17 protein-coding genes are annotated in these 19,036 nt (G+C 51.4%); 13 read left to right on the top strand and 4 right to left on the bottom strand.

Features of this window, described 5'->3' with window-relative positions:
* Positions 1-87 precede the first annotated feature (87 nt).
* From R9X49_RS18870 to gntR, 11 genes are all read left to right on the top strand, one after another.
* Positions 88-570 (top strand): PTS fructose transporter subunit IIA, encoded by a 483-nt coding sequence (locus R9X49_RS18870; RefSeq protein WP_319849878.1) that lies wholly within the window; start codon positions 88-90, stop codon positions 568-570.
* A complete protein-coding gene (locus tag R9X49_RS18875) occupies positions 567-1,742 on the top strand; it encodes a glycoside hydrolase family 88 protein (RefSeq protein ID WP_319849879.1) in 1,176 nt (391 codons plus the stop codon). Before R9X49_RS18870 ends, R9X49_RS18875 begins: the two co-directional genes overlap by 4 nt.
* Before the next feature lie 23 nt (positions 1,743-1,765).
* Complete coding sequence (locus R9X49_RS18880) at positions 1,766-2,260, top strand: PTS system mannose/fructose/N-acetylgalactosamine-transporter subunit IIB (protein ID WP_261846324.1); 495 nt, start codon at positions 1,766-1,768, stop codon at positions 2,258-2,260.
* A gap of 11 nt (positions 2,261-2,271) precedes the next feature.
* Positions 2,272-3,075 carry a PTS sugar transporter subunit IIC gene (locus R9X49_RS18885; protein ID WP_319849880.1) on the top strand — a complete coding sequence of 268 codons (804 nt, stop codon included), beginning with the start codon at positions 2,272-2,274 and terminating at the stop codon, positions 3,073-3,075.
* Positions 3,068-3,925: a PTS system mannose/fructose/sorbose family transporter subunit IID gene (locus tag R9X49_RS18890; protein ID WP_319849881.1), complete on the top strand. Its 858-nt coding sequence runs from the start codon at positions 3,068-3,070 to the stop codon at positions 3,923-3,925. Before R9X49_RS18885 ends, R9X49_RS18890 begins: the two co-directional genes overlap by 8 nt.
* A 112-nt stretch (positions 3,926-4,037) precedes the next feature.
* Positions 4,038-4,862 (top strand): Cof-type HAD-IIB family hydrolase, encoded by an 825-nt coding sequence (locus R9X49_RS18895; RefSeq protein ID WP_319849882.1) that lies wholly within the window; start codon positions 4,038-4,040, stop codon positions 4,860-4,862.
* Between the two features lie 60 nt (positions 4,863-4,922).
* Positions 4,923-6,104, top strand: a complete 1,182-nt coding sequence (gene manA / locus R9X49_RS18900) for a mannose-6-phosphate isomerase (RefSeq protein WP_319849883.1) — start codon at positions 4,923-4,925, stop codon at positions 6,102-6,104.
* A gap of 367 nt (positions 6,105-6,471) precedes the next feature.
* Positions 6,472-8,346 carry a heparinase II/III family protein gene (locus R9X49_RS18905; RefSeq protein WP_319849884.1) on the top strand — a complete coding sequence of 625 codons (1,875 nt, stop codon included), beginning with the start codon at positions 6,472-6,474 and terminating at the stop codon, positions 8,344-8,346.
* Positions 8,347-8,387: 41 nt separating this feature from the next.
* Positions 8,388-10,055: an alginate lyase family protein gene (locus R9X49_RS18910; RefSeq protein WP_319849885.1), complete on the top strand. Its 1,668-nt coding sequence runs from the start codon at positions 8,388-8,390 to the stop codon at positions 10,053-10,055.
* Between the two features lie 155 nt (positions 10,056-10,210).
* Entirely contained in the window at positions 10,211-10,906 is a 696-nt protein-coding gene (locus tag R9X49_RS18915; protein WP_039311591.1) for a pirin family protein, read from the top strand.
* A gap of 161 nt (positions 10,907-11,067) precedes the next feature.
* Positions 11,068-12,063 carry a gluconate operon transcriptional repressor GntR gene (gene gntR, locus R9X49_RS18920; RefSeq protein ID WP_319849887.1) on the top strand — a complete coding sequence of 332 codons (996 nt, stop codon included), beginning with the start codon at positions 11,068-11,070 and terminating at the stop codon, positions 12,061-12,063.
* 9 nt (positions 12,064-12,072) lie between these two features.
* On the opposite strand, the gene R9X49_RS18925 is transcribed toward gntR, so the two are convergent.
* Positions 12,073-12,585, bottom strand: coding sequence for a gluconokinase (locus R9X49_RS18925; RefSeq protein ID WP_319849888.1), 513 nt, complete (start codon positions 12,583-12,585; stop codon positions 12,073-12,075).
* Between the two features lie 158 nt (positions 12,586-12,743).
* Here R9X49_RS18925 and R9X49_RS18930 point away from each other — a divergent pair, with 158 nt between their 5' ends.
* Positions 12,744-14,120, top strand: coding sequence for a GntP family permease (locus R9X49_RS18930; RefSeq protein WP_319849889.1), 1,377 nt, complete (start codon positions 12,744-12,746; stop codon positions 14,118-14,120).
* 344 nt (positions 14,121-14,464) lie between these two features.
* On the opposite strand, the gene R9X49_RS18935 is transcribed toward R9X49_RS18930, so the two are convergent.
* Positions 14,465-15,058: a YhgN family NAAT transporter gene (locus R9X49_RS18935; RefSeq protein ID WP_014916905.1), complete on the bottom strand. Its 594-nt coding sequence runs from the start codon at positions 15,056-15,058 to the stop codon at positions 14,465-14,467.
* A gap of 295 nt (positions 15,059-15,353) precedes the next feature.
* Between R9X49_RS18935 and asd the strand changes: the two genes are divergently transcribed.
* On the top strand, positions 15,354-16,457 hold the full coding sequence (gene asd / locus R9X49_RS18940; protein WP_319849891.1) for an aspartate-semialdehyde dehydrogenase: 1,104 nt from the start codon (positions 15,354-15,356) through the stop codon (positions 16,455-16,457).
* A 143-nt stretch (positions 16,458-16,600) separates the two neighbouring features.
* Here the strand turns inward: asd and R9X49_RS18945 are convergent, their stop codons facing one another.
* Both R9X49_RS18945 and R9X49_RS18950 read right to left on the bottom strand, forming a co-directional pair.
* The gene (locus R9X49_RS18945) at positions 16,601-17,092 is read right to left on the bottom strand and encodes a hypothetical protein (protein WP_319849892.1); all 492 of its coding nucleotides are present in this window, start codon (positions 17,090-17,092) and stop codon (positions 16,601-16,603) included.
* Positions 17,093-17,175: 83 nt separating this feature from the next.
* Complete coding sequence (locus R9X49_RS18950) at positions 17,176-18,894, bottom strand: sensor histidine kinase (protein WP_319849893.1); 1,719 nt, start codon at positions 18,892-18,894, stop codon at positions 17,176-17,178.
* Between the last annotated feature and the right edge of the window lie 142 nt (positions 18,895-19,036).

Raw genomic sequence — 19,036 nt, forward strand, 5'->3', positions numbered from 1 at the left:
AACTCAATAAAAACAAATGAATATAGAGATGGCATGGTAAGTGCATTAATGCTGTCAGTTGCCGTAAATAAATTTAAGGAACGCATTATGCGAGAAGTTTATATCGCCAGTCATGGCAGATACGCCGAAGGGACGGTATCCGCCCTGAATTTACTGATTGGCGAGGATCATGCGATTCAACCTATTTGCGCCTATTGTGGCGATATTGGCTCTACGGCTGAATTGGCCGAGCGTTTCAGTGAGATTGCACAGGAATCGGCGCGACGTGGCAATGAACTGGTTATTTTCACCGATATGCAAGGTGGAAGCGTCAATAATACTGCCGTGCAATTGATGGTGAAATATCCGCATATGCACGTTATCAGCGGTGCAAATCTAATCATGCTGATGGAATTTTGCCTGTCTGAAAACAACGATACCGCTGTGCGGGTGCACGAGGCCATTACGATGGCGGTAGACGGCATGCAATATATGAATACCGTCCCAGAGCTTCAGGCAGCGCGTGAAGCGAGCTTTAATACCGAGCAGGGCGGCTCCGATGATTTTTTTACTACGGAGCTGCCGCAATGACGATCGTTCTTGAACCTTTGAATGCCCGCTATGAGGCACATCAGCCACCGCTTTCTCAGGCGTGGCTCAACGATGCCATTCAGGATGTCCTGAAAAAAGTGGATGAGATGTTGCCACGTTTTAGCCACACGTTTCCTGCCGCCAGCGCCAGAGAGGGTCGCTATCCGGCTGTCGAAAAGGTCGATTGGACGGAGGGATTCTGGACCGGCATGTTGTGGCTGGCCTGGGAAGTGACCGGGGACGATAAATACCGTCAGGTGGCAGAGGGGTTGCTGGATAGCTTTGAAACGCGTCTGGATAACAGAATCAAGGTCGATACCCACGATTTAGGATTCTTGTATCTGTTGTCCTGCGTGAATGCGTGGCGCCTCACGGGTAACGAACGTGCCCGTTCACTCGCGTTACGTGCTGCTGAACTGCTTTATCAGCGCTATAACGAAACCGCGGGAGTGATCCAGGCGTGGGGCGATCTTAGCGATCCGGCACGTCAGGGGCGCATGATTATTGATTGCAACCTGAACGTTCCTCTCTTGTTCTGGGCCGCTAACGAAACGGGAAAGGCACATTATCGGCAGGCTGCGCAGCGCCATCTCGCGTTGGCTGCGCGCCATCTGGTCAGAGACGATGCGTCAACCTTCCATACGTTTTATATGGATATCCACACTGGCCGACCGCTGCATGGCGATACCCATCAAGGGTTTAGCAATGACTCCTGCTGGGCGCGTGGACAGGCTTGGGGTATTTATGGCTTTGCGCTGGGGTTCAACTATACCGGCGATGGCGAGCTTCCTGAGCTGTCCCGCAAGCTGACTCATTATTTTCTCAACCGGCTGCCGGAAGATTACGTCTGCTATTGGGATCTCATCTTCACGCCGCAGGACAACGCGTTTCGTGACACCTCTGCGGCGGCTATTGCGGTGTGTGGGATGGCGGAGCTGCTCAAGCAGTTGCCGATTACCGATCCGCTGCGCCCCGCCTATCACCATGCTATCACGCAGATCGCGCAGAATTTGCGCCAGCACTACTTTGCCCATCACTCCGATGGGTTGCTGCGCGAAGGTGTTTATAACTTTGGTCGCAACATGGGGATTAACGAGCCCAATCTTTGGGGCGATTACTTTTGGTTCGAAGCCCTGGTTCGCCTTACCCGAATCTGGACCCCCTACTGGTAAATTCTAATAACAGGAGTAACACCATGATTTCTCTTATTCGTATTGACGATCGTCTGATTCACGGACAGGTCGCCGTAGTCTGGACAAAACACCTTGGTGTTAATCGCATTCTGGTTGCGAACGATCAGATTGTGAATAACGACGTACAAAAGATGTCATTACGTATGGCCGCTCCAGATACGGCCAAATGCGCCATTATGACGGTGGCTGATGCTGTTGATGTACTGAATGACGCCCGCTCTGACAGCATGAAAATTCTGATCATCATTAATAACGCTGCCGATGCCCGACGCCTGATTGAACAGGTTCCTGCGATAAAAACGTTAAACGTTGCGAACTACGGACGTATTACCGACAACCTGGCGGCCAAAACGAGAATCAGCGACACCGTTTATGTCACTCCGGAGGATGTGGCTGATTTTCATGCGATTGCTGAACGTGGCGTTGCGGTGGAGTATCAGGTCTTACCCTCACATCCAATAAAAAACCTGATTGAAATGCTGGATAACGCCCATTAAGCGAGGTCACCATGTTAACAACAGCGCTTCTTATTGCTTTGGTGATGTATATCGCCAAATTTGCCGACCATACGCTGGGGCAACCATTGATTGAACGTCCGCTGGTGTGTGGCGCGATGGTCGGGTTCGTGCTGGGCGACTTCCAGCAAGGGATTATTATCGGTGCTGCGTTGGAGCTCATTTTCCTTGGCACCATTACCATCGGTGGCTCGGTGCCTGCCGATCTTGCGGTCGGTTCGGTGCTGGCTACCGCCTTTACTATTTTAACGAACGCAGAGCCTGCCGTTGCCGTGGCGCTGGCATTACCGATTAGTCTGCTGGCGGTTTTTGTCTATCAGGTTGAGAAACTGGTTTATACCGGTTTGGTCGAGAAATATGACGCCCTACTTGAAAAGGGCAGGGATCGTGCGGCGCTCGGTATGACGCTGGGGATGACCCTGTTCTACGGCGTACCGTTTGCGGTGATCGCGTTCTTTGGCGTGCTGTATGGCACGGATGTCATCCGGAGTTTGGTGGAAAGCATCCCCGGTACTGTCATGCGCGGTATGACCGCGGTGGGCGGCATGCTTCCTGCTCTGGGCTTCGCCATTCTGCTCCAGGCGTTGTGGAACCGTAATATCGCCGCGTTCTTCTTTATCGGTTTCGCCATGGCGGCCTACTTAAAGCTGCCGATTATGGGGATCGCGATTATTGCCGCCTCTATGGCTGTTTACCTGTGTTTTAACGAGTTCAACCAGCTCAAAGCCAACAAACAGAATACTGCTGCTGCTCCTGCGGCTTCTGTAGACGATAAGGATGGGTTCTTCAATGACTGATATCCAAACAAACTCTGCCAGCGACACAAAGCATGGCGGCGCATACAACGATGATAAGAGTGAGAAAAAACTGTTTCGTCAGCTGTTCTTCCGCCAGTTTCAGCTACTGGGGTCGATGAATTTCACCCGTATGGAAGGGCTGAGCTACGGCTGGGCGTTGGCTCCGATGCTGAAAAAAATCTACCCGGATCCGCATCGCTATCTTGATGCGTTAAAGCGTAATAGCCAGTTCTTTAACACTAACCAGCACTTGGCTCCCTTCATTATGGGGTTGACGCTGTCGATGGAAAAAGAGAACGCCAGTAACCCTGACTTTGATAAATCCAGTATCAACGGCATCAAAGTCGCCCTGATGGGGCCGTTTGCGGGAGTGGGGGACTCTTTCTTCTACGGTGTGTTGCGCATCATTGCGACGGGGATTGCCATCGGGCTTGCTTCTCAGGGTAACCCGCTCGGCCCCTTGCTCTTCTTGCTGGTCTACAACATTCCAAGCTATCTGGTTCGCTACTATGGCGGAGTGATGGGATATCGGCTGGGGTCAAAATATATTGCGGAGGCGACCCAGTCAGGCCTATTGGGCTGTATTACCAAAGCCTCGTCGATTATGGGCTTGATGATGGTCGGCGCGATGAGCGCCAGTATGGTGAAGTTTACCGCGACCTATAAAACCACCATCGCCGGACAGCCTTTTGTCTTGCAGGAGATCCTCGACAAGATATGCGTCGGCCTCATTCCGCTGCTGCTGGTATTGGGGTGTTTCAAGCTGCTCCAGAAGAAAGTCAGTCCTAATCGGGTGCTTATCCTGTTAATTGTTTTAGGCTTCGCTGCGGCGGGCGTTGGCATCATCTAAATCTCCCCTCCCTCATTCGAGGGAGGCGTTTCTTATTGTCGTCAGGCGGAGCGCGGCGTTGATATGCCGCGTTCTCGTTCGCGTCAAGAAAGAGAATGAACAGGAAGAGGCAATGAGATTTAAATTGCTAGCTATCGATCTGGATGGCACGTTGCTGACGTCACAAAAAGCAGTGACGCCAGCGACACGCGAGATACTGCGAGAAGCGCTCGATAGAGGGCTCCATGTGGCGCTGGTTTCAGGAAGAACGCTGCCCAGCGTGTTGCAAATCATGGTGGAGTTAGCGTTAGACGGCGATCGCTGCTGGGCTATCGCCTGCAACGGGGCATTGACCTGGAGTCAGGAAAACTCGGCCATCATCAGCGCCCATGTTTTGCAACATGACGATATTCTGAGGCTGACACAGTTTGGTCGCAGCCTGAATTTGGAGTGCTATCAAATTGATGGACAGCAACTGGTCGCCAGCAGGCCTGTTCCGCCAGACGCGGGTGCCTTGCGGTATTGCCGTATGCCAGTGGTCAGCCTGCCCTCAGGCTGGGAAACCCATTCCCGGCGGCAGACGCCAAAAATGATGTTTATTGAGGGACGAACCACGATTGATACCCTTACCGCGCGCATCTCCCCCTCTCTTTCCCGCCGCTATTATTTCGTGCGCAGCGAACCCAACTATTTTGAAGTCATGCAGCGCGGCGTTAACAAAGGCGCGGCCTGTCAGGCACTGGCTGCCCATCTCGCGATTCCTCCAGAGGCGATTCTGGCGATAGGCGATGAGGAAAACGATAGAGAGATGTTAGCGTTCGCCGGTACGGGGATCGCGATGGGTAATGCGGTGCCAAAGATTAAAGCGATTGCGGATTGGGTAACGACCAATAATGACCAGGAAGGCGTGGCTGTTGCGCTGCAACGCTATGTTATGTCAAACGAAAGCGCACGTTGATAGTGCGACCGCTTCTCATGCTTTCCTACGGAAAATCCTGTTCCATCAAAAGGCGTCAGTATGAAAAAAATGTGTAACTCCATTCAGTATTACGCATGGGGTAGCAAAAGTGCGCTCACCGCGTTGTACGGTCTCGACAATAAAGACCAACTCCCGATGGCTGAGCTTTGGATGGGCGCGCATCCTAAAAGTAGTTCCCGGATTGTGGATGAAAATAATGATGTCGTTAGCCTGCATGACTGGCTTGCTCAGGATTTGTCCGGCCGTTTAGGCCATCAGGTCGCGCACCGCTTTGGCGAACTGCCTTTCCTGTTCAAAGTGCTGTGTGCGGAACAACCGCTTTCCATTCAGGTGCATCCTGGCAAAACCGCGGCGGAGCAGGGCTTTGCCCGGGAAAATGCGGCTGGTATCCCGCTTGATGTGGCGGAACGAAACTATAAAGATGCCAACCATAAACCTGAATTGGTCTTTGCATTGACGCCGTTTCAAGCCATCAATGGTTTCAGGCCGCTACCGGAGATCGCTGCATTGGTAGAGCTTGTGCGCGATGCTCACCCTGCCATCGCAGCGTTCTTGCAGCAGCCTGATACTGTAGGTTTGGCTTGTCTGTTTACCGCGCTATTGGATATGACAGAGGAAAGGAAAGCACAGGCGTTGGAGACACTGCGGAAAGTGCTGACCGAGCAAACCGGTGAACCTTGGGATACGATCCGCGCTATTGCGCATGTCTACCCGTCAGATAACGGCCTCTTTTCGCCTTTGCTGCTGAATGTGATAACGCTAAAACCGGGTGAGGCGATGTTTTTGTATGCGGAAACGCCCCATGCTTATTTGAACGGCGTGGCATTGGAAGTGATGGCCAATTCGGACAATGTGCTCCGGGCTGGGCTGACGCCTAAATATATCGATATTCCTGAACTGGTCGCGAATGTTCGCTTCGAGTCTTCTCCTGCTGATCGATTATTGACGATACCGGAAATCACTGACCATACGCTGAGTTTCCCTATTCCCGTTGATGACTTCGCTTTTTCTGTGCATCACCTTAGCTCTGAGTCTCAGAGCCTTAAACAGGACAGTGCTGCGATAGTTTTCTGTATTGAGGGGGACGCGCGACTACAGAGCGGTGGTGAACAGCTTAAGCTGAAATCGGGCGAATCCTGTTTTATCCCTGCGAATCACGCGCAGGTAACGGTGCAAGGGCAGGGACGCCTCGCTCGCGTCTTCAACCCGCTTTCGATGTAAACCCTCTCCCGTATCGGTTTAGGTGTGGGAGGAAATGAAAGGCCTGCGTGGGGAAAATAGGATTGTGAGGCTGTGCACATTTCTCCACTATTTTTCACGGGAGTGGGAAATAATGAAAAAGTAGTGTCGATGATATCGTTAAAAGATGGCCGCACTACATGATGTCAAAGGCGATAATTAAGCGTAGCTATGATTATTTTGTGAGCTATGTATCGCTTAGCGTCTGAGTATCCGTAGACACTAATAACGGACGCATTTATTTTTGAACACTCTATTTTAGTTTTTTGAAAGTAAAAGCTTTTCTCTTCTGGCATCAGCCTTGCTTATTCCTGTCGGATAATAAAATACACAGGAAGATATGCGAATCATGAATAGAACCTCTCTGGCTATAATGATTACCTCCATTTTTATGATCAATCCTGCGCAGGCAGCTGTTCCTGAAGCTCATGAATTTAACGCCATCAATATATTTACTCGCGACACAGTCATTAAAAATTTAAAAAAAGATCATCCAAGATTATTGATGAATGAAGAGGATATAAAAAGCATCAAAGCGCAGGCTAAAAGCGATGAAGGAATGAAAAAACTGGTTGATGAAGTCGTCAGAAGGGCGGAGGAAAGCCTTAAAGAACCCGTCATTCATTATAAATTGACCGGAAATGATGCATCACCTTCATTACTGGATACCTCACGCAAGGCCATAAAGATTATCTTAGATAATGCCTTTTCGTGGCAGATCACTGGCGACATGCGTTTCGCTAACAAAGCCAAAGAAACCATGATTGCGGTTGCCGATTTCCCTGACTGGAATGCGAAATCCCGCTTTCTTGATGCGGGCGAAATGATGTTTGCTATTGCTATCGGCTATGACTGGCTTTTTAGCCAACTCTCCTACGAAGAAGAAAAGAAAATTCGGGAAGCGTTGCTTGAGAAAGGCATTAACTGGGGATTAAAGGCTTATGCTGAAAAAAATCCCGCGGCCTCCAGCTTGGGTTTTCCGTGGTGGGCAACCAACTGGAATGAGGTCTGTAACGGTGGGGTACTCGCCGCCGTTCTCGCGACGGCTGAACATTACCCCGAACAGGCACAGGCGTTGCTCAACACGATTATCCCTTCGCTGAAAATGGGGCTGGATGCCTATAAACCTGACGGTGCAAGCGCCGAAGGCCCTATTTACTGGAGCTACGGGATAACCTATCGCATTCTCGCGCAGGAAATGCTGAACAGCGCGTTTGGTCAGGATTATGGTTTATCGTCTGATACGGTTCTGGAAAAAACGCCCTGGTATCGTTTTGCTATAGAAGGTTTCTCGGGTGAGGGTTTTAACTATGGTGATGCGGTAGAAGATCAGGGCTATACCCCAGCTTACGCATGGTTTGGCAATCGCTATAAACAAGACCTGATTATTAATGCTGCCAGAGGGCAAATGCAGAAAGCGCTGTCGCGCTCGGCGGCAGGGAAAGCGTGGGGAGAATTCGATCGCTTTCTGCCGTTATTTGCGCTGTGGTATCCACAAGCGGTTAATGTCAGTCGCGCAACGACACAAGATAAATTTTTGTTTCATGGACCCTCGGCACTTTTTATTTATAAAAAGCGATTTTCAGATGAGGGAAACGTCTGGTTAGGTATTAAGTCTGGTGACAATAAAGCGAATCATGCCCATCAGGATCTTGGTTCTTTTGTTCTGGAATATGACGGCATTCGCTGGGCTAACGATCTCGGTAAAGATTATTACAATCTCCCCGGTTATTTTGATGGTGCTGTGCGGCCGTCGTATTTCCGCGTGTCTGCATTGAGCCATAACACCCTAACTTTTGATGGGGAAAATCAGAGTCCTGACGGTGTGGCGACATTAATGTGGGATGAAAAGCAATCAACTGCAATGCTTGAGTTAACGCCTGCCTATCCTCATGTCGCGGAAAAAATAACCAGAACATATCGAGTAGATGGAAAGAAAATAACCATAAGCGATTCAATACAGGGAACCTACAACCAAAAAATATACCGCTGGGCGATGGTGACAACGGCTGAGATCAATATTAATGGCAACACTGCACTATTGACCAAAGATGGCAAGGCTATCAGGGTGATCAAGCATGATGATTCTGCTGAATTTCGCGTGTTATCGACAACACCTGCCGATAGCCGACAAAAGAATAATGTGGGGACATCAATGTTGGCAGTACAAAAGACAATACCTGCAAAATCTGATTATAGAATCGCTATCACTATTACTCCGTGATTTCTGTAATCTGATATCAATCGACGAAAAGGAAACCGTTTATGGATAGCTTCTTGAGTAAGAAAAAGAGTACATTTTTCTTAATAATAACGTTGCTGAGTCTGTTTTTTTGCGGGCTGAAAGTTAGCCATGCAGCGACCAATGATAAAGCGTTCCTGCACCCAGGTATGCTGTATACGCAGGCCGATCTGGAGCGAATGAAGGCGGGAGTCAATAATAAGCAAGACCCTTGGTATACGGATTGGCAGCTATTGCAATCTCACTCTTTGGCGAGCTCCACGTATTCGGTCACCCCAAAAGCGGTGGTATACCGAAACGATCCTACGAATGGCAACGTGGGAAACGGCGAGTTACAGAATAGTGCTTCAGCCGCATTGTCGCTGGCGATTGAATGGGCGATGACAAAGAACCCTGCTTATTCTAATGCGGCGATAAAAATTCTTAACGGCTGGTCCACGACATTAACGGCAATTAAAGGCAACGACGCGCAGCTTGCTGCCAGCCTTTATGGCTATAAATTGCTTAATGCGGCTGAAATTCTGCGTTACACCGGAAGTGGCTGGACGTCGGCTGATATTGCGCAATTTAGTAAAATGATGACCGACGTATTTTACCCATTGACCCGTACCTATGGTCAGGTTAATGGCGGCTGGGCCAATGGCAATTGGGACGCTGCTGATACAGTATTTAACCTGAGCTTAGGCGTCTGGCTGAGCGATTCTGAAATATATAATAATGCCGTAACTTATTTTAAGCAGGGCGAGGGCAACGGCTCGGTTATCCATTATGTACAAAATGATAATGGCCAATTGCAGGAGAGTGGCCGCGATCAGGCGCATGCGCAAGGGGGATTAGGCTTATTGGTGATGGCGGCGCAGATTGGCTATAACCAGCGTCAATATCATACAAGCGGTGCAGATATGGTGAGCTACCCGAATAATAGCTATCCGCTTGTTAAGGCAGCGGAATATACCGCGAAATACAATCTGGGATATACGGTTCCTTATACGCCGATTCCTGGCAAAGGTTATACGCTTGCGGATATGGGAAAAGGGAACTCATGGACGCCGGGTTTAACGATATCCCCGCGCTTTCGCGGAGAATTCAGGCCAATATATCGGGGAATTTTCAGCTTATTTACCGCTGCTGGCGTGTCTGATACTAAGCTGTCTTACACGAAAGACGTCATCAGTCGCATGCCGATAGGCAAATTCTATTTTGATCATCCCTCGTATGAAGGGCTTATTAATGCCACGGAGGCTTCCGTCTCAAGCCCTATGTCTATCGTCCTGCAATCTGTCAGCAAATCGAGAAATCAGGATAATACCGGGACACTGGCCACGGTTACCGGCGAATCAACGCCCATTATCGTCAATGGGGTCAATCCATCTGTAACCAGCGGGATTCAGGCAATTTACCTGACGCAAAATAGATTCGCTTTTCGTTCGATACAGACCGGAAAATATATTTCTGTCTCCGCAGAAGGGCATTTATTGGCATCTGCCAGCAATGTGACCGACAGCGAATCCTTTATTTATACCGATTCTGGCAATGGCAATGGGACGCTGCTGTCTCTGTCTACTCGTCGCTATGTCATTATGGATCCTGATACCTATCAAATTTCAGCGACCGGAACAGGCGTTAATAATGATAACGGTCGGTGGACCATGTTATATCCCAATCCGATAGAGTTAGGTGTTGTTAAGTAATCACTGAATACGGAGCCGGAGCTAACCTCCGGTTCCTTCATTTCTCAACGCGGCATCCTGTTCTGATTTTTCGAACAGAGCGATGAGTTTTTTGCGCTATCTTATTTGCCACCGCCCGTTACACTTTCCTTATCAAAAACGCGTGAGGAAATAACATGATCTATTTACGTCAAGCGCAAGATCGCGGACATGCGAATCACGGCTGGCTCGACAGCTGGCACACGTTCTCATTTGCCGATTATTACGATCCTGATTTCATGGGATTTTCGGCACTGCGCGTCATTAATGAAGACGTTATCGAAGGCGGTCAGGGCTTTGGCACACACCCGCATAAAGATATGGAAATTCTGACCTATGTATTGTCCGGTGCGGTTGAACATCAGGACAGCATGGGAAATAAAGAGCAGGTGCCGGCGGGTGAATTCCAGATTATGAGTGCAGGCACGGGCATTCGTCACTCTGAATACAATGCCAGCAAAGACGAACAGCTGCATCTGTATCAAATCTGGATTATCCCGGAAAAAACCGGGCTGACGCCGCGCTACGAGCAGAAGCGCTTTGATGTGCAGCAAGGGCGTCAGCTGGTGCTGTCTCCGGATGCGCGTGAAGGCTCGCTGAAAGTCTTTCAGGACATGACGCTGTGGCGCTGGGCGCTGAAAGCGCAGGAGCAATCGGTGTATCAGATTCAGGCTGACCGTCGCGTCTGGGTTCAGGTGGTGCGCGGTACGGTAGAAATTAACGGTCAGAAGGCGGAAGCCAGCGATGCGTTCGCAGTCTGGGACGAAACGGCGATCTCCGTACACGCCAGCGAGGACAGCGAAATTCTGCTGTTTGATCTGCCGCCAGTATAACGGCGAGTGAGAAAAGTGAAGAAGCCCACGTAGGAAAGGACGCGGGCTTTTTATTTGTCACGACCTGATTTCATCTTTCAGATTCTGCCCCTCAGCCTTTACTTTCCTGACGTTTTTTTTGTTAGACTTAGATTACTGTTTTTCAGGCATTTTAGTCGACGATGAAGAAAAAAAGACCCGTTCTCCAGGACGTTGCTGACCGTGTTGGAATTACCAAAATGACGGTAAGCCGCTATTTGCGTAATCCTACGCAGGTGTCAGCCGCGTTGCAGGAAAAGATCGCTATTGCATTGGATGAGCTGGGCTATATTCCCAATCTCGCGCCGAACATGCTCGCCAGCTCCACCAGTCGGGCGATTGGGGTGCTGTTGCCGTCATTAACCAATCAGGTTTTCGCTGAGGTATTGCGTGGTATTGAACGCACGGCGGAAGCGCACGGTTACCAGACCATGCTGGCGCACTATGGCTATCATCCTGACAGAGAAGAACAGCGTCTGACCTCACTGCTGTCGTATCACATCGATGGGCTTATTCTGGCCGAACGCACCCACACGCCGCGAACGCGCCAGATGCTGGACGTCGCTGGCATTCCGGTGGTGGAACTGATGGATTCTGTTTCGCCCTGCCTGGATATGGCTGTTGGGTTCGATAACGTTGAAGCGGCCCGCCAGATGACGCTGCGTATGGTTGCGCTGGGGCACCGTCATATCGTTTATCTCGGGGCGCGGCAGGATGAGCGTACGATTATGCGCTGCCGGGGCTATGAACAAGCGATGTGGGAAAGCGAGCTCAAGAGCTATTGCGTGATGAGCGAACGGGCATCTTCCTATTCGCTCGGTGGCGAACTGCTGCGGCAGACGCAGGCGGAATACCCGCAGGTCGATAGCGTATTTTGCACCAATGACGATTTAGCCGTCGGCGCAATGTTTGAATGCCAGCGTCAGGGATTGCGCGTGCCGCAAGATATTGGCGTAGCGGGTTTCCACGGACACGACATTGGTCAGGCGATGGTGCCGAAGCTGGCTAGCGTACTGACGCCGCGTGAGCACATGGGGCGCGTTGGCACCGAGCATTTGCTGGCTCGTCTACGGGGCGAGCCAGTGGCGCAGGGCATGGTCGATGTCGGTTTTACCGTGTTGGATGGCGAAAGCCTTTAAGCGGCTGCGTTAGCCTGCCGCGCGCAGTGCGTTAACGCAGCGCTGTACGACTTCTTCCCGGGTGCCGTCAATATCGATCTTCAGGACATCCGGTTCATCGCTGCCCGGTTCTTCCAGCGCATCGAACTGGCTTTTCAGCAGCTCCGTCGGCATGAAGTGGCCTGCTCTGGCTTTGTGACGCTCCAGAATCAGCTCAAAGCTGCCTTTCAAATAGATAAACACCATCTTTTCGTTCCCTTCGCGCAGGCGGTCGCGGTAACGCTTTTTCAGCGCGGAACAGACGATGATGCCAGTCTCGTTTTTGTGTGCCAGGCTATAGGCGACATCGCTAAGACGCTCCAGCCACGGTGCGCGGTCGTCATCGTTCAACGGCGTGCCGCTGGCCATTTTCTGGATATTCGCGCGCGGATGCAGATCGTCGCCGTCAATAAATTTTGCCTGAATGGCGCGGCCAAGTTCAGCGCCAACTGAGGATTTTCCACTGCCTGACACGCCCATCAGAATAATGCTTCGACCTGACATAATTTGATCTCTATCTCAAACTGTAAATTAAATGATACTTAATGGTTCCATACTTTAACATGTTACCCGTATCATGTTACCGGTATCAAATGATGATGTGATACACCTCACAAACAATCAGCCAACCCAGACTGGATGCCCTAAAGAGAGTATTAACGATGACAGAAATCACATCCGCCTATAGCGCCAGTGTGTTATTGACCATTGCCGCAGGCGCAGTCGCACTGTTACTGGTGCTGATTATGCGCTTTAAAATCCACGCGTTCCTCGCACTGACGCTGGTCAGTTTGATCACCGCGCTGGTAACGAAAACGCCTTACGAAAAGATAGTTCCGATGTTGCTCAGTGGTTTCGGTAGCACGCTGGCATCCGTTGCTCTGCTGGTGGGACTGGGGGCCATGATTGGTCGCCTGCTGGAGGTGACCGGCGGCGCTAATGTCTTGGCCGATACCCTGATTAATAAATTTGGCGAACACCGTGCGCCTTTCGCGCTGGGTGTCGCTTCTTTATTGTTCGGTTTCCCGATCTTCTTTGATGCGGGTCTGGTGGTGATGCTGCCGATTATTTTTAGTGTCGCAAAACGCTTCGGTGGTTCGACATTAAAATATGCTTTCCCTGCCGCGGGGGCATTTGCAGCAATGCACGCATTGGTTCCTCCTCATCCTGGCCCGGTTGCTGCCAGCGAATTGTTAGGTGCTAACATTGGGTTGCTGGTCATTATCGGTACAATCATTGCGCTGCCAACCTGGTATTTCGGTGGCTATCTCTATGGCCTGTATGCGGGGAAAAAGTTCGATATCAAGCTGCCGTCAAGTTTTCTGTCTGCTGTTGAAACCGATTCGACGGTTAAACCACCGCGCTTTTCCGTGGTATTGAGCATCCTGTTGCTGCCATTGGTGTTGATCTTCCTTGATACGGGGCTGAATACGCTGACGGTGATGGGTATCGTGAGTGGCGATAATGGCGTAGTACAGTTCTTGCGCATGTTGGGGAAAACGCCGGTTGCGCTATTGATTACGGTATTTTTCGCGCTGATGGTCTTTAGCGGCCGCAAGAGTGGCTCACATCTTGAAAAAATTTGTGACGGGGCGTTAGGACCGATTTGCTCCATTATTCTGGTGACGGGCGCAGGCGGCATGTTCGGCGGCGTCCTGCGTGCTAGCGGCATCGGCAATGCGCTGTCGGGTGCCTTGGCGGATACAGGAATGCCGGTGATAGTGGCGGCGTTTGTCGTGTCGATGGCGTTGCGTGTTGCACAAGGTTCTGCCACGGTAGCGCTGACGACGACAGCCGCGCTGATGGCTCCTACTGTTGCGGCAACCACGGGATTAAGCCAGTTTGACCTGTGCTTTATTGTGGTAGCAATTGCGGGCGGCGCGACCGTGCTGTCGCATGTGAACGATTCCGGCTTCTGGTTGGTCAGTCGTTTCCTCGAAATGGATGAGAAAACGACGCTGAAAACCTGGACGGTGATGGAAACGCTGCTCGGCACCATCGCGTTCCTGCTGGCGGCGATAGGCAGCATTTTGCTCTGATGTGTTTAACCCCTCCCTCTTACAAGGGAAGGTTTTGACATTAATCCGGCGTAAAAATTATGCAGCGGTGATCATGAGCACCGAGTGAGCGGCATGGATGCCGCGAAAGCCAGTGCGGCGTCGGGAACGCCTCACTGGTGGCTCGAAGGGTGATCATGAACGCCGATGGCACCGCGTAGCGGCATGATTTAGCTGGAAGCCTGGGTTCGCAGGGCGGCGGCGACTGAGCGCCCTGCGTCGGGCGCGTGCTACGGAGTAGCATGGAAATTACGGTGTTATCGCGCACGAAACCGTCTCTTAGTTGGCATAAAAATGTGACTAAAACACAGAGGGCAATGACGCGGCTATAACTTCATATAAGCACGCACACCGTCGAGGAACATCTGCGTCGACAGCATCACCAGAATCAATCCCATCAATTTCTCCAGCGCACTCACGCCTTTCTCACCCAGCAAACGCAAGAACACATCTGACATCAGCAGGATGATGAACGAAATCGTCCAGGCGATAAACAGCGCCAGCGTCAGGTGAGGTAGCTGATTAGGGTACTGGTGGGAAAGCAGCATCAGCGCTGCAAGGATCGACGGCCCTGCCACCAGAGGAATCGCCATGGGCACCAGAAACGGCTCTTCGCCGGCTGGCAGACCGCTGCTGTTGCCTTCCTGCGAGGGGAAAATCATACGAATCGCGATGAGGAACAGCACGATACCGCCAGAAATCGACACGGTTTCGGTACGCAGATTCAGGAACGCCAGAATACGTTCACCCGCGAACAGGAAAATCAGCATCAGCCCGAGCGCGATCAGCATTTCACGGATCAACACCACACGTCGGCGTTTGGGATCGAGATGCTTGAGCACGGACATAAAAATCGGCAGGTTGCCGAGTGGATCCATAATGAGCAACAGCAGCACCGTTGCAGAGATCATTTCTGTCATGTTGGTTTTTACTCCCGAAACCTTGTTTCCTGACCTGGGCCATCTTCACGGGCTGGCCAACGTTATTATCCTGTGCCAGGTCGATGATATTAGAATGACTGCTGAAAAATGCCGTACTATCGAATAAATTCACTTGCGACTTGATGTACATTTTGTAAGGCTGAATGACACAATTATTTACGGGTTTACGACACGACACGCGCACCCTCTGCCGCAGATCACTGAGTCAGCAATAACCAGGCGCTATCGACGTTAGCCACAATTTTTTTGTTACCCCCAAAGCAGGACAGTTACCATGAAAAATGTTGGTTTTATTGGCTGGCGCGGTATGGTCGGCTCGGTTCTCATGCAGCGCATGGTGGAAGAACGCGACTTTGATGTGATTCACCCGGTATTCTTCTCGACTTCTCAGCACGGCGAACCTGCTCCGGCGCTGGGCGGTCATAAAGGCGTGTTGCAGGATGCTTATAATATCGATGCACTGCGCGCGCTGGACATCATCATTACCTGTCAGGGCGGCGATTATACCAATGAAGTTTACCCAAAGCTGCGTGAAAGTGGCTGGCAGGGTTATTGGATCGATGCTGCATCCTCACTGCGTATGAAAGATGACGCGATTATTATTCTGGATCCGGTTAACCACGGGGTGATTCAGCAGGGTCTGGATAAAGGCATCAAAACCTTTGCCGGCGGTAACTGTACCGTTAGCCTGATGCTGATGTCATTGGGCGGCCTGTTCGCTAACAATCTGGTTGAGTGGGTTTCTGCCGCGACGTATCAGGCGGCTTCTGGCGGCGGTGCACGTCACATGCGTGAACTGCTGACCCAGATGGGTGCGCTGCACGGTGAAGTGGCGAAAGAGCTACAGGATCCGGCCTCTGCGATTCTGGATATCGAACGTAAAGTCACCGCGCTGACCCGTAGCGGTTCGCTGCCGACCGATAACTTCGGCGTGCCATTGGCGGGTAGCCTGATTCCGTGGATCGACAAACAGCTGGATAACGGCCAGAGCCGCGAAGAGTGGAAAGGTCAGGCGGAAACCAACAAAATTCTGGGCACCAGCAGCGTCATTCCTGTTGACGGTCTGTGTGTACGTGTCGGCGCACTGCGCTGCCACAGCCAGGCGTTCACCATCAAACTGAAGAAAGACGTAGCGCTGCCGGAAATCGAACAACTGCTGGCAACGCACAACGACTGGGTGAAAGTGGTGCCGAACGATCGCGACATCACCATGCGTGAACTGACGCCTGCTGCGGTAACGGGCACGCTCTCCACGCCAGTGGGGCGTCTGCGTAAGCTGAACATGGGGCCGGAATACCTGTCCGCCTTTACGGTCGGCGATCAGCTGCTGTGGGGAGCCGCTGAACCGCTGCGCCGTATGCTGCGCATCCTGCTGTAGTTATCTTGATGTAGTTATCTTGCTTTCTGGCGCAACAGCGGTTGGTGTTGCGCCAGTTTCTACTCGTATGTCTTCGAGAACCGCGACGGGCCGGGCATTTCAGAGCGGCCAGCGTCCAAGGCGGGTATCACTCACTGTGACTTTCAGCAAAGAACCAGACCTCTTTGTTGCAGGCACTGGTTTAGCTGATCCACTTTATCTTTAGCCGTCGTGGTGCAGATAAAACGTGGGTTTTCATGTAAATAGACGTCGCCGTTCTGAAGTAATCCTACTTCAAGCAGCTGCAATTCAGCTTGTTGTAACTGTTGCTGTAACACTGGCAGGTAAAAACCGGATGCATCATAAAAGAACTCTTCAGGCGTGATGTCTCCGATTGGGAAACCCTGTTCGTCAAACAAACTGTCTATAGATAACGCGATCCCTGCTTGCTTAATAGGGGTTAAAGCTTCCAGAGCCCGCAGATCAAATTCTTTCCATTCGATATAACAAAGAAAATCTTCCCCCAATAAATCATCCAGCCAATAGATCTGTGCATATTCGCCATGCGATTTATTCAATGCTGGCGTAATGATGTCTTGTGCTGAAAATCCGGGCACTGCCTGTTCAAATGCGGCATAAAGTGCGGTATCGGTCATAACGCCTCCTTGTATTGATAAACTGATTTTGCTCTGCCGTCACGGTAGCCTGCTATCTGGCCCACAACGCCTTTATTTCCCCATCATGCCACGCTATCCAGCTGTTCCAATGCCTGGCGGGGTGAAATCAGCGGGACGCGCACTTCGACCCGGGTGAATTTATCCGCTTCGCTGACCACCGTGATGCCATAGCGGTTGCCGTAGCGTGCTTTGATACGGCGATCGACCAAATTCATGCCTAGCCCATCGCCGCCGCTGCGAGGCTGATAGGTGCCGGCGTTATCTTCTACTGACAGCTCCAGCGTGTTGGCGTGCAGGCGTCCGCTGATGTGGATGTGCCCACTTTCAATCATCTGTGAGATACCGTGCTTAATCGCATTTTCGACAATCGGTTGCAGGGAAAACGCGGGTAATCGTGCCTCACGCAGCGCTTCCGGCAGAGAAATGTCTACCGTCAGATGATCGGCAAAGCGCGCTTTCTCGATTTCGAGATAGGCGTTAACGTGCTCCAGCTCGTCATTGAGCGACACCTCATCGTTGCTGCGCTTGAGGTTTTTACGGAAAAACGTCGACAGAGACAGCACTAACTGACGGGCGTGAGCAGGATCGCGCCGTATCACGGCGGACAGCGTATTCAGCGCGTTAAACAGAAAATGCGGGTTGACCTGTGCGTGCAGCAGCTTGATTTCCGACTGGGCCAGCAGCTGTTTCTGCTGTTCAAAACGGCCTGTCAGAATCTGTGCGGAAAGCAGGTGTGCGATCCCTTCGCCCAGCGTACGGTTAATGCTGGAAAACAGCTTATTCTTGGGCTCATAAAGCTTGATCGTGCCGACAACGCGCTGATCTTCGCCACGCAGCGGGATCACCAGCGTAGAACCGAGTTTGCAGTGTGATGACACCGAACAGGTATAAGACACCTCGTTGCCGTCGGCATACACCACCTGATTGTTGTCTATCGCCCGGCGCGTGTGTGATGAAGTGATAGGGGCACCAACATTGTGGTGGTCGTCGCCTAGACCGATGAAGGCCAGCAGTTTGTCGCGATCGGTAATCGCCACGGCACCGACGCCCAGCTCTTCATACAAAATGCGGGCAACGCGCATACTGTTCTGTGGGTTGAATCCCTGACGCAGCGCCCCTTCGGCGCGGGCGGCGATTTGCAGCGCCTTGGCGGAAAACGCAGAAGTGTATTTTTCAAAAATGGCGCGTCTGTCGAGCAGAATGCGCATAAACATAGCTGAACCGATGGTATTGGTGATCATCATCGGCAGCGCAATATCCCTCACCAGCTCTGCGGCGTTATCAAATGGACGCGCGACCAGTAGGATAATCGCCATTTGCAAACATTCTGCAACCAGTGCGGTCAGGCCGACGACGAGGGGCTGAAACAGGAGATCGATACGATTACGGCGTGCCAGATAGCGATGCAGTAACCCGCCGAGCAGGCCTTCGGCGATGGTCGACAGCATACAGGCCAGCGCGGTCATGCCGCCCATCGAATAGCGGTGTAATCCGCCCGTTAACCCGACGAGAAAGCCAACGGAAGGGCCGCCCAGCATGCCTCCGAGCACGGCACCGGTCGCACGGGTATTGGCAATCGAATCGTCTATATGCAGACCGAAGTAGGTTCCCATAATGCAAAACACGGAAAAAACCAGATAGCAGACCAGCTTGTGCGGCAGACGGATAGTGACCTGCATGAGCGGGATAAATAGCGGTGTCTTGCTGAGCAAATAGGCGATAACCAGATAAACACACATCTGCTGTAACAGGGAAAGAATCAGATCAACCTGGCTAACCATGGGCGGGGTCTCTTCACACGAAATCCTCCAAATTGTACTGCTTTTTGCCAGTGGACGAATCGATCTTTAAACAAAAGATGCTAATTATCTCGTGTCATAACTTATTCATATAAATATAAACGGAAAAATTTCATCCGTTCTC

It is taken from the genome of Pectobacterium carotovorum (assembly GCF_033898505.1).
Lineage (GTDB): Bacteria > Pseudomonadota > Gammaproteobacteria > Enterobacterales > Enterobacteriaceae > Pectobacterium > Pectobacterium carotovorum_J.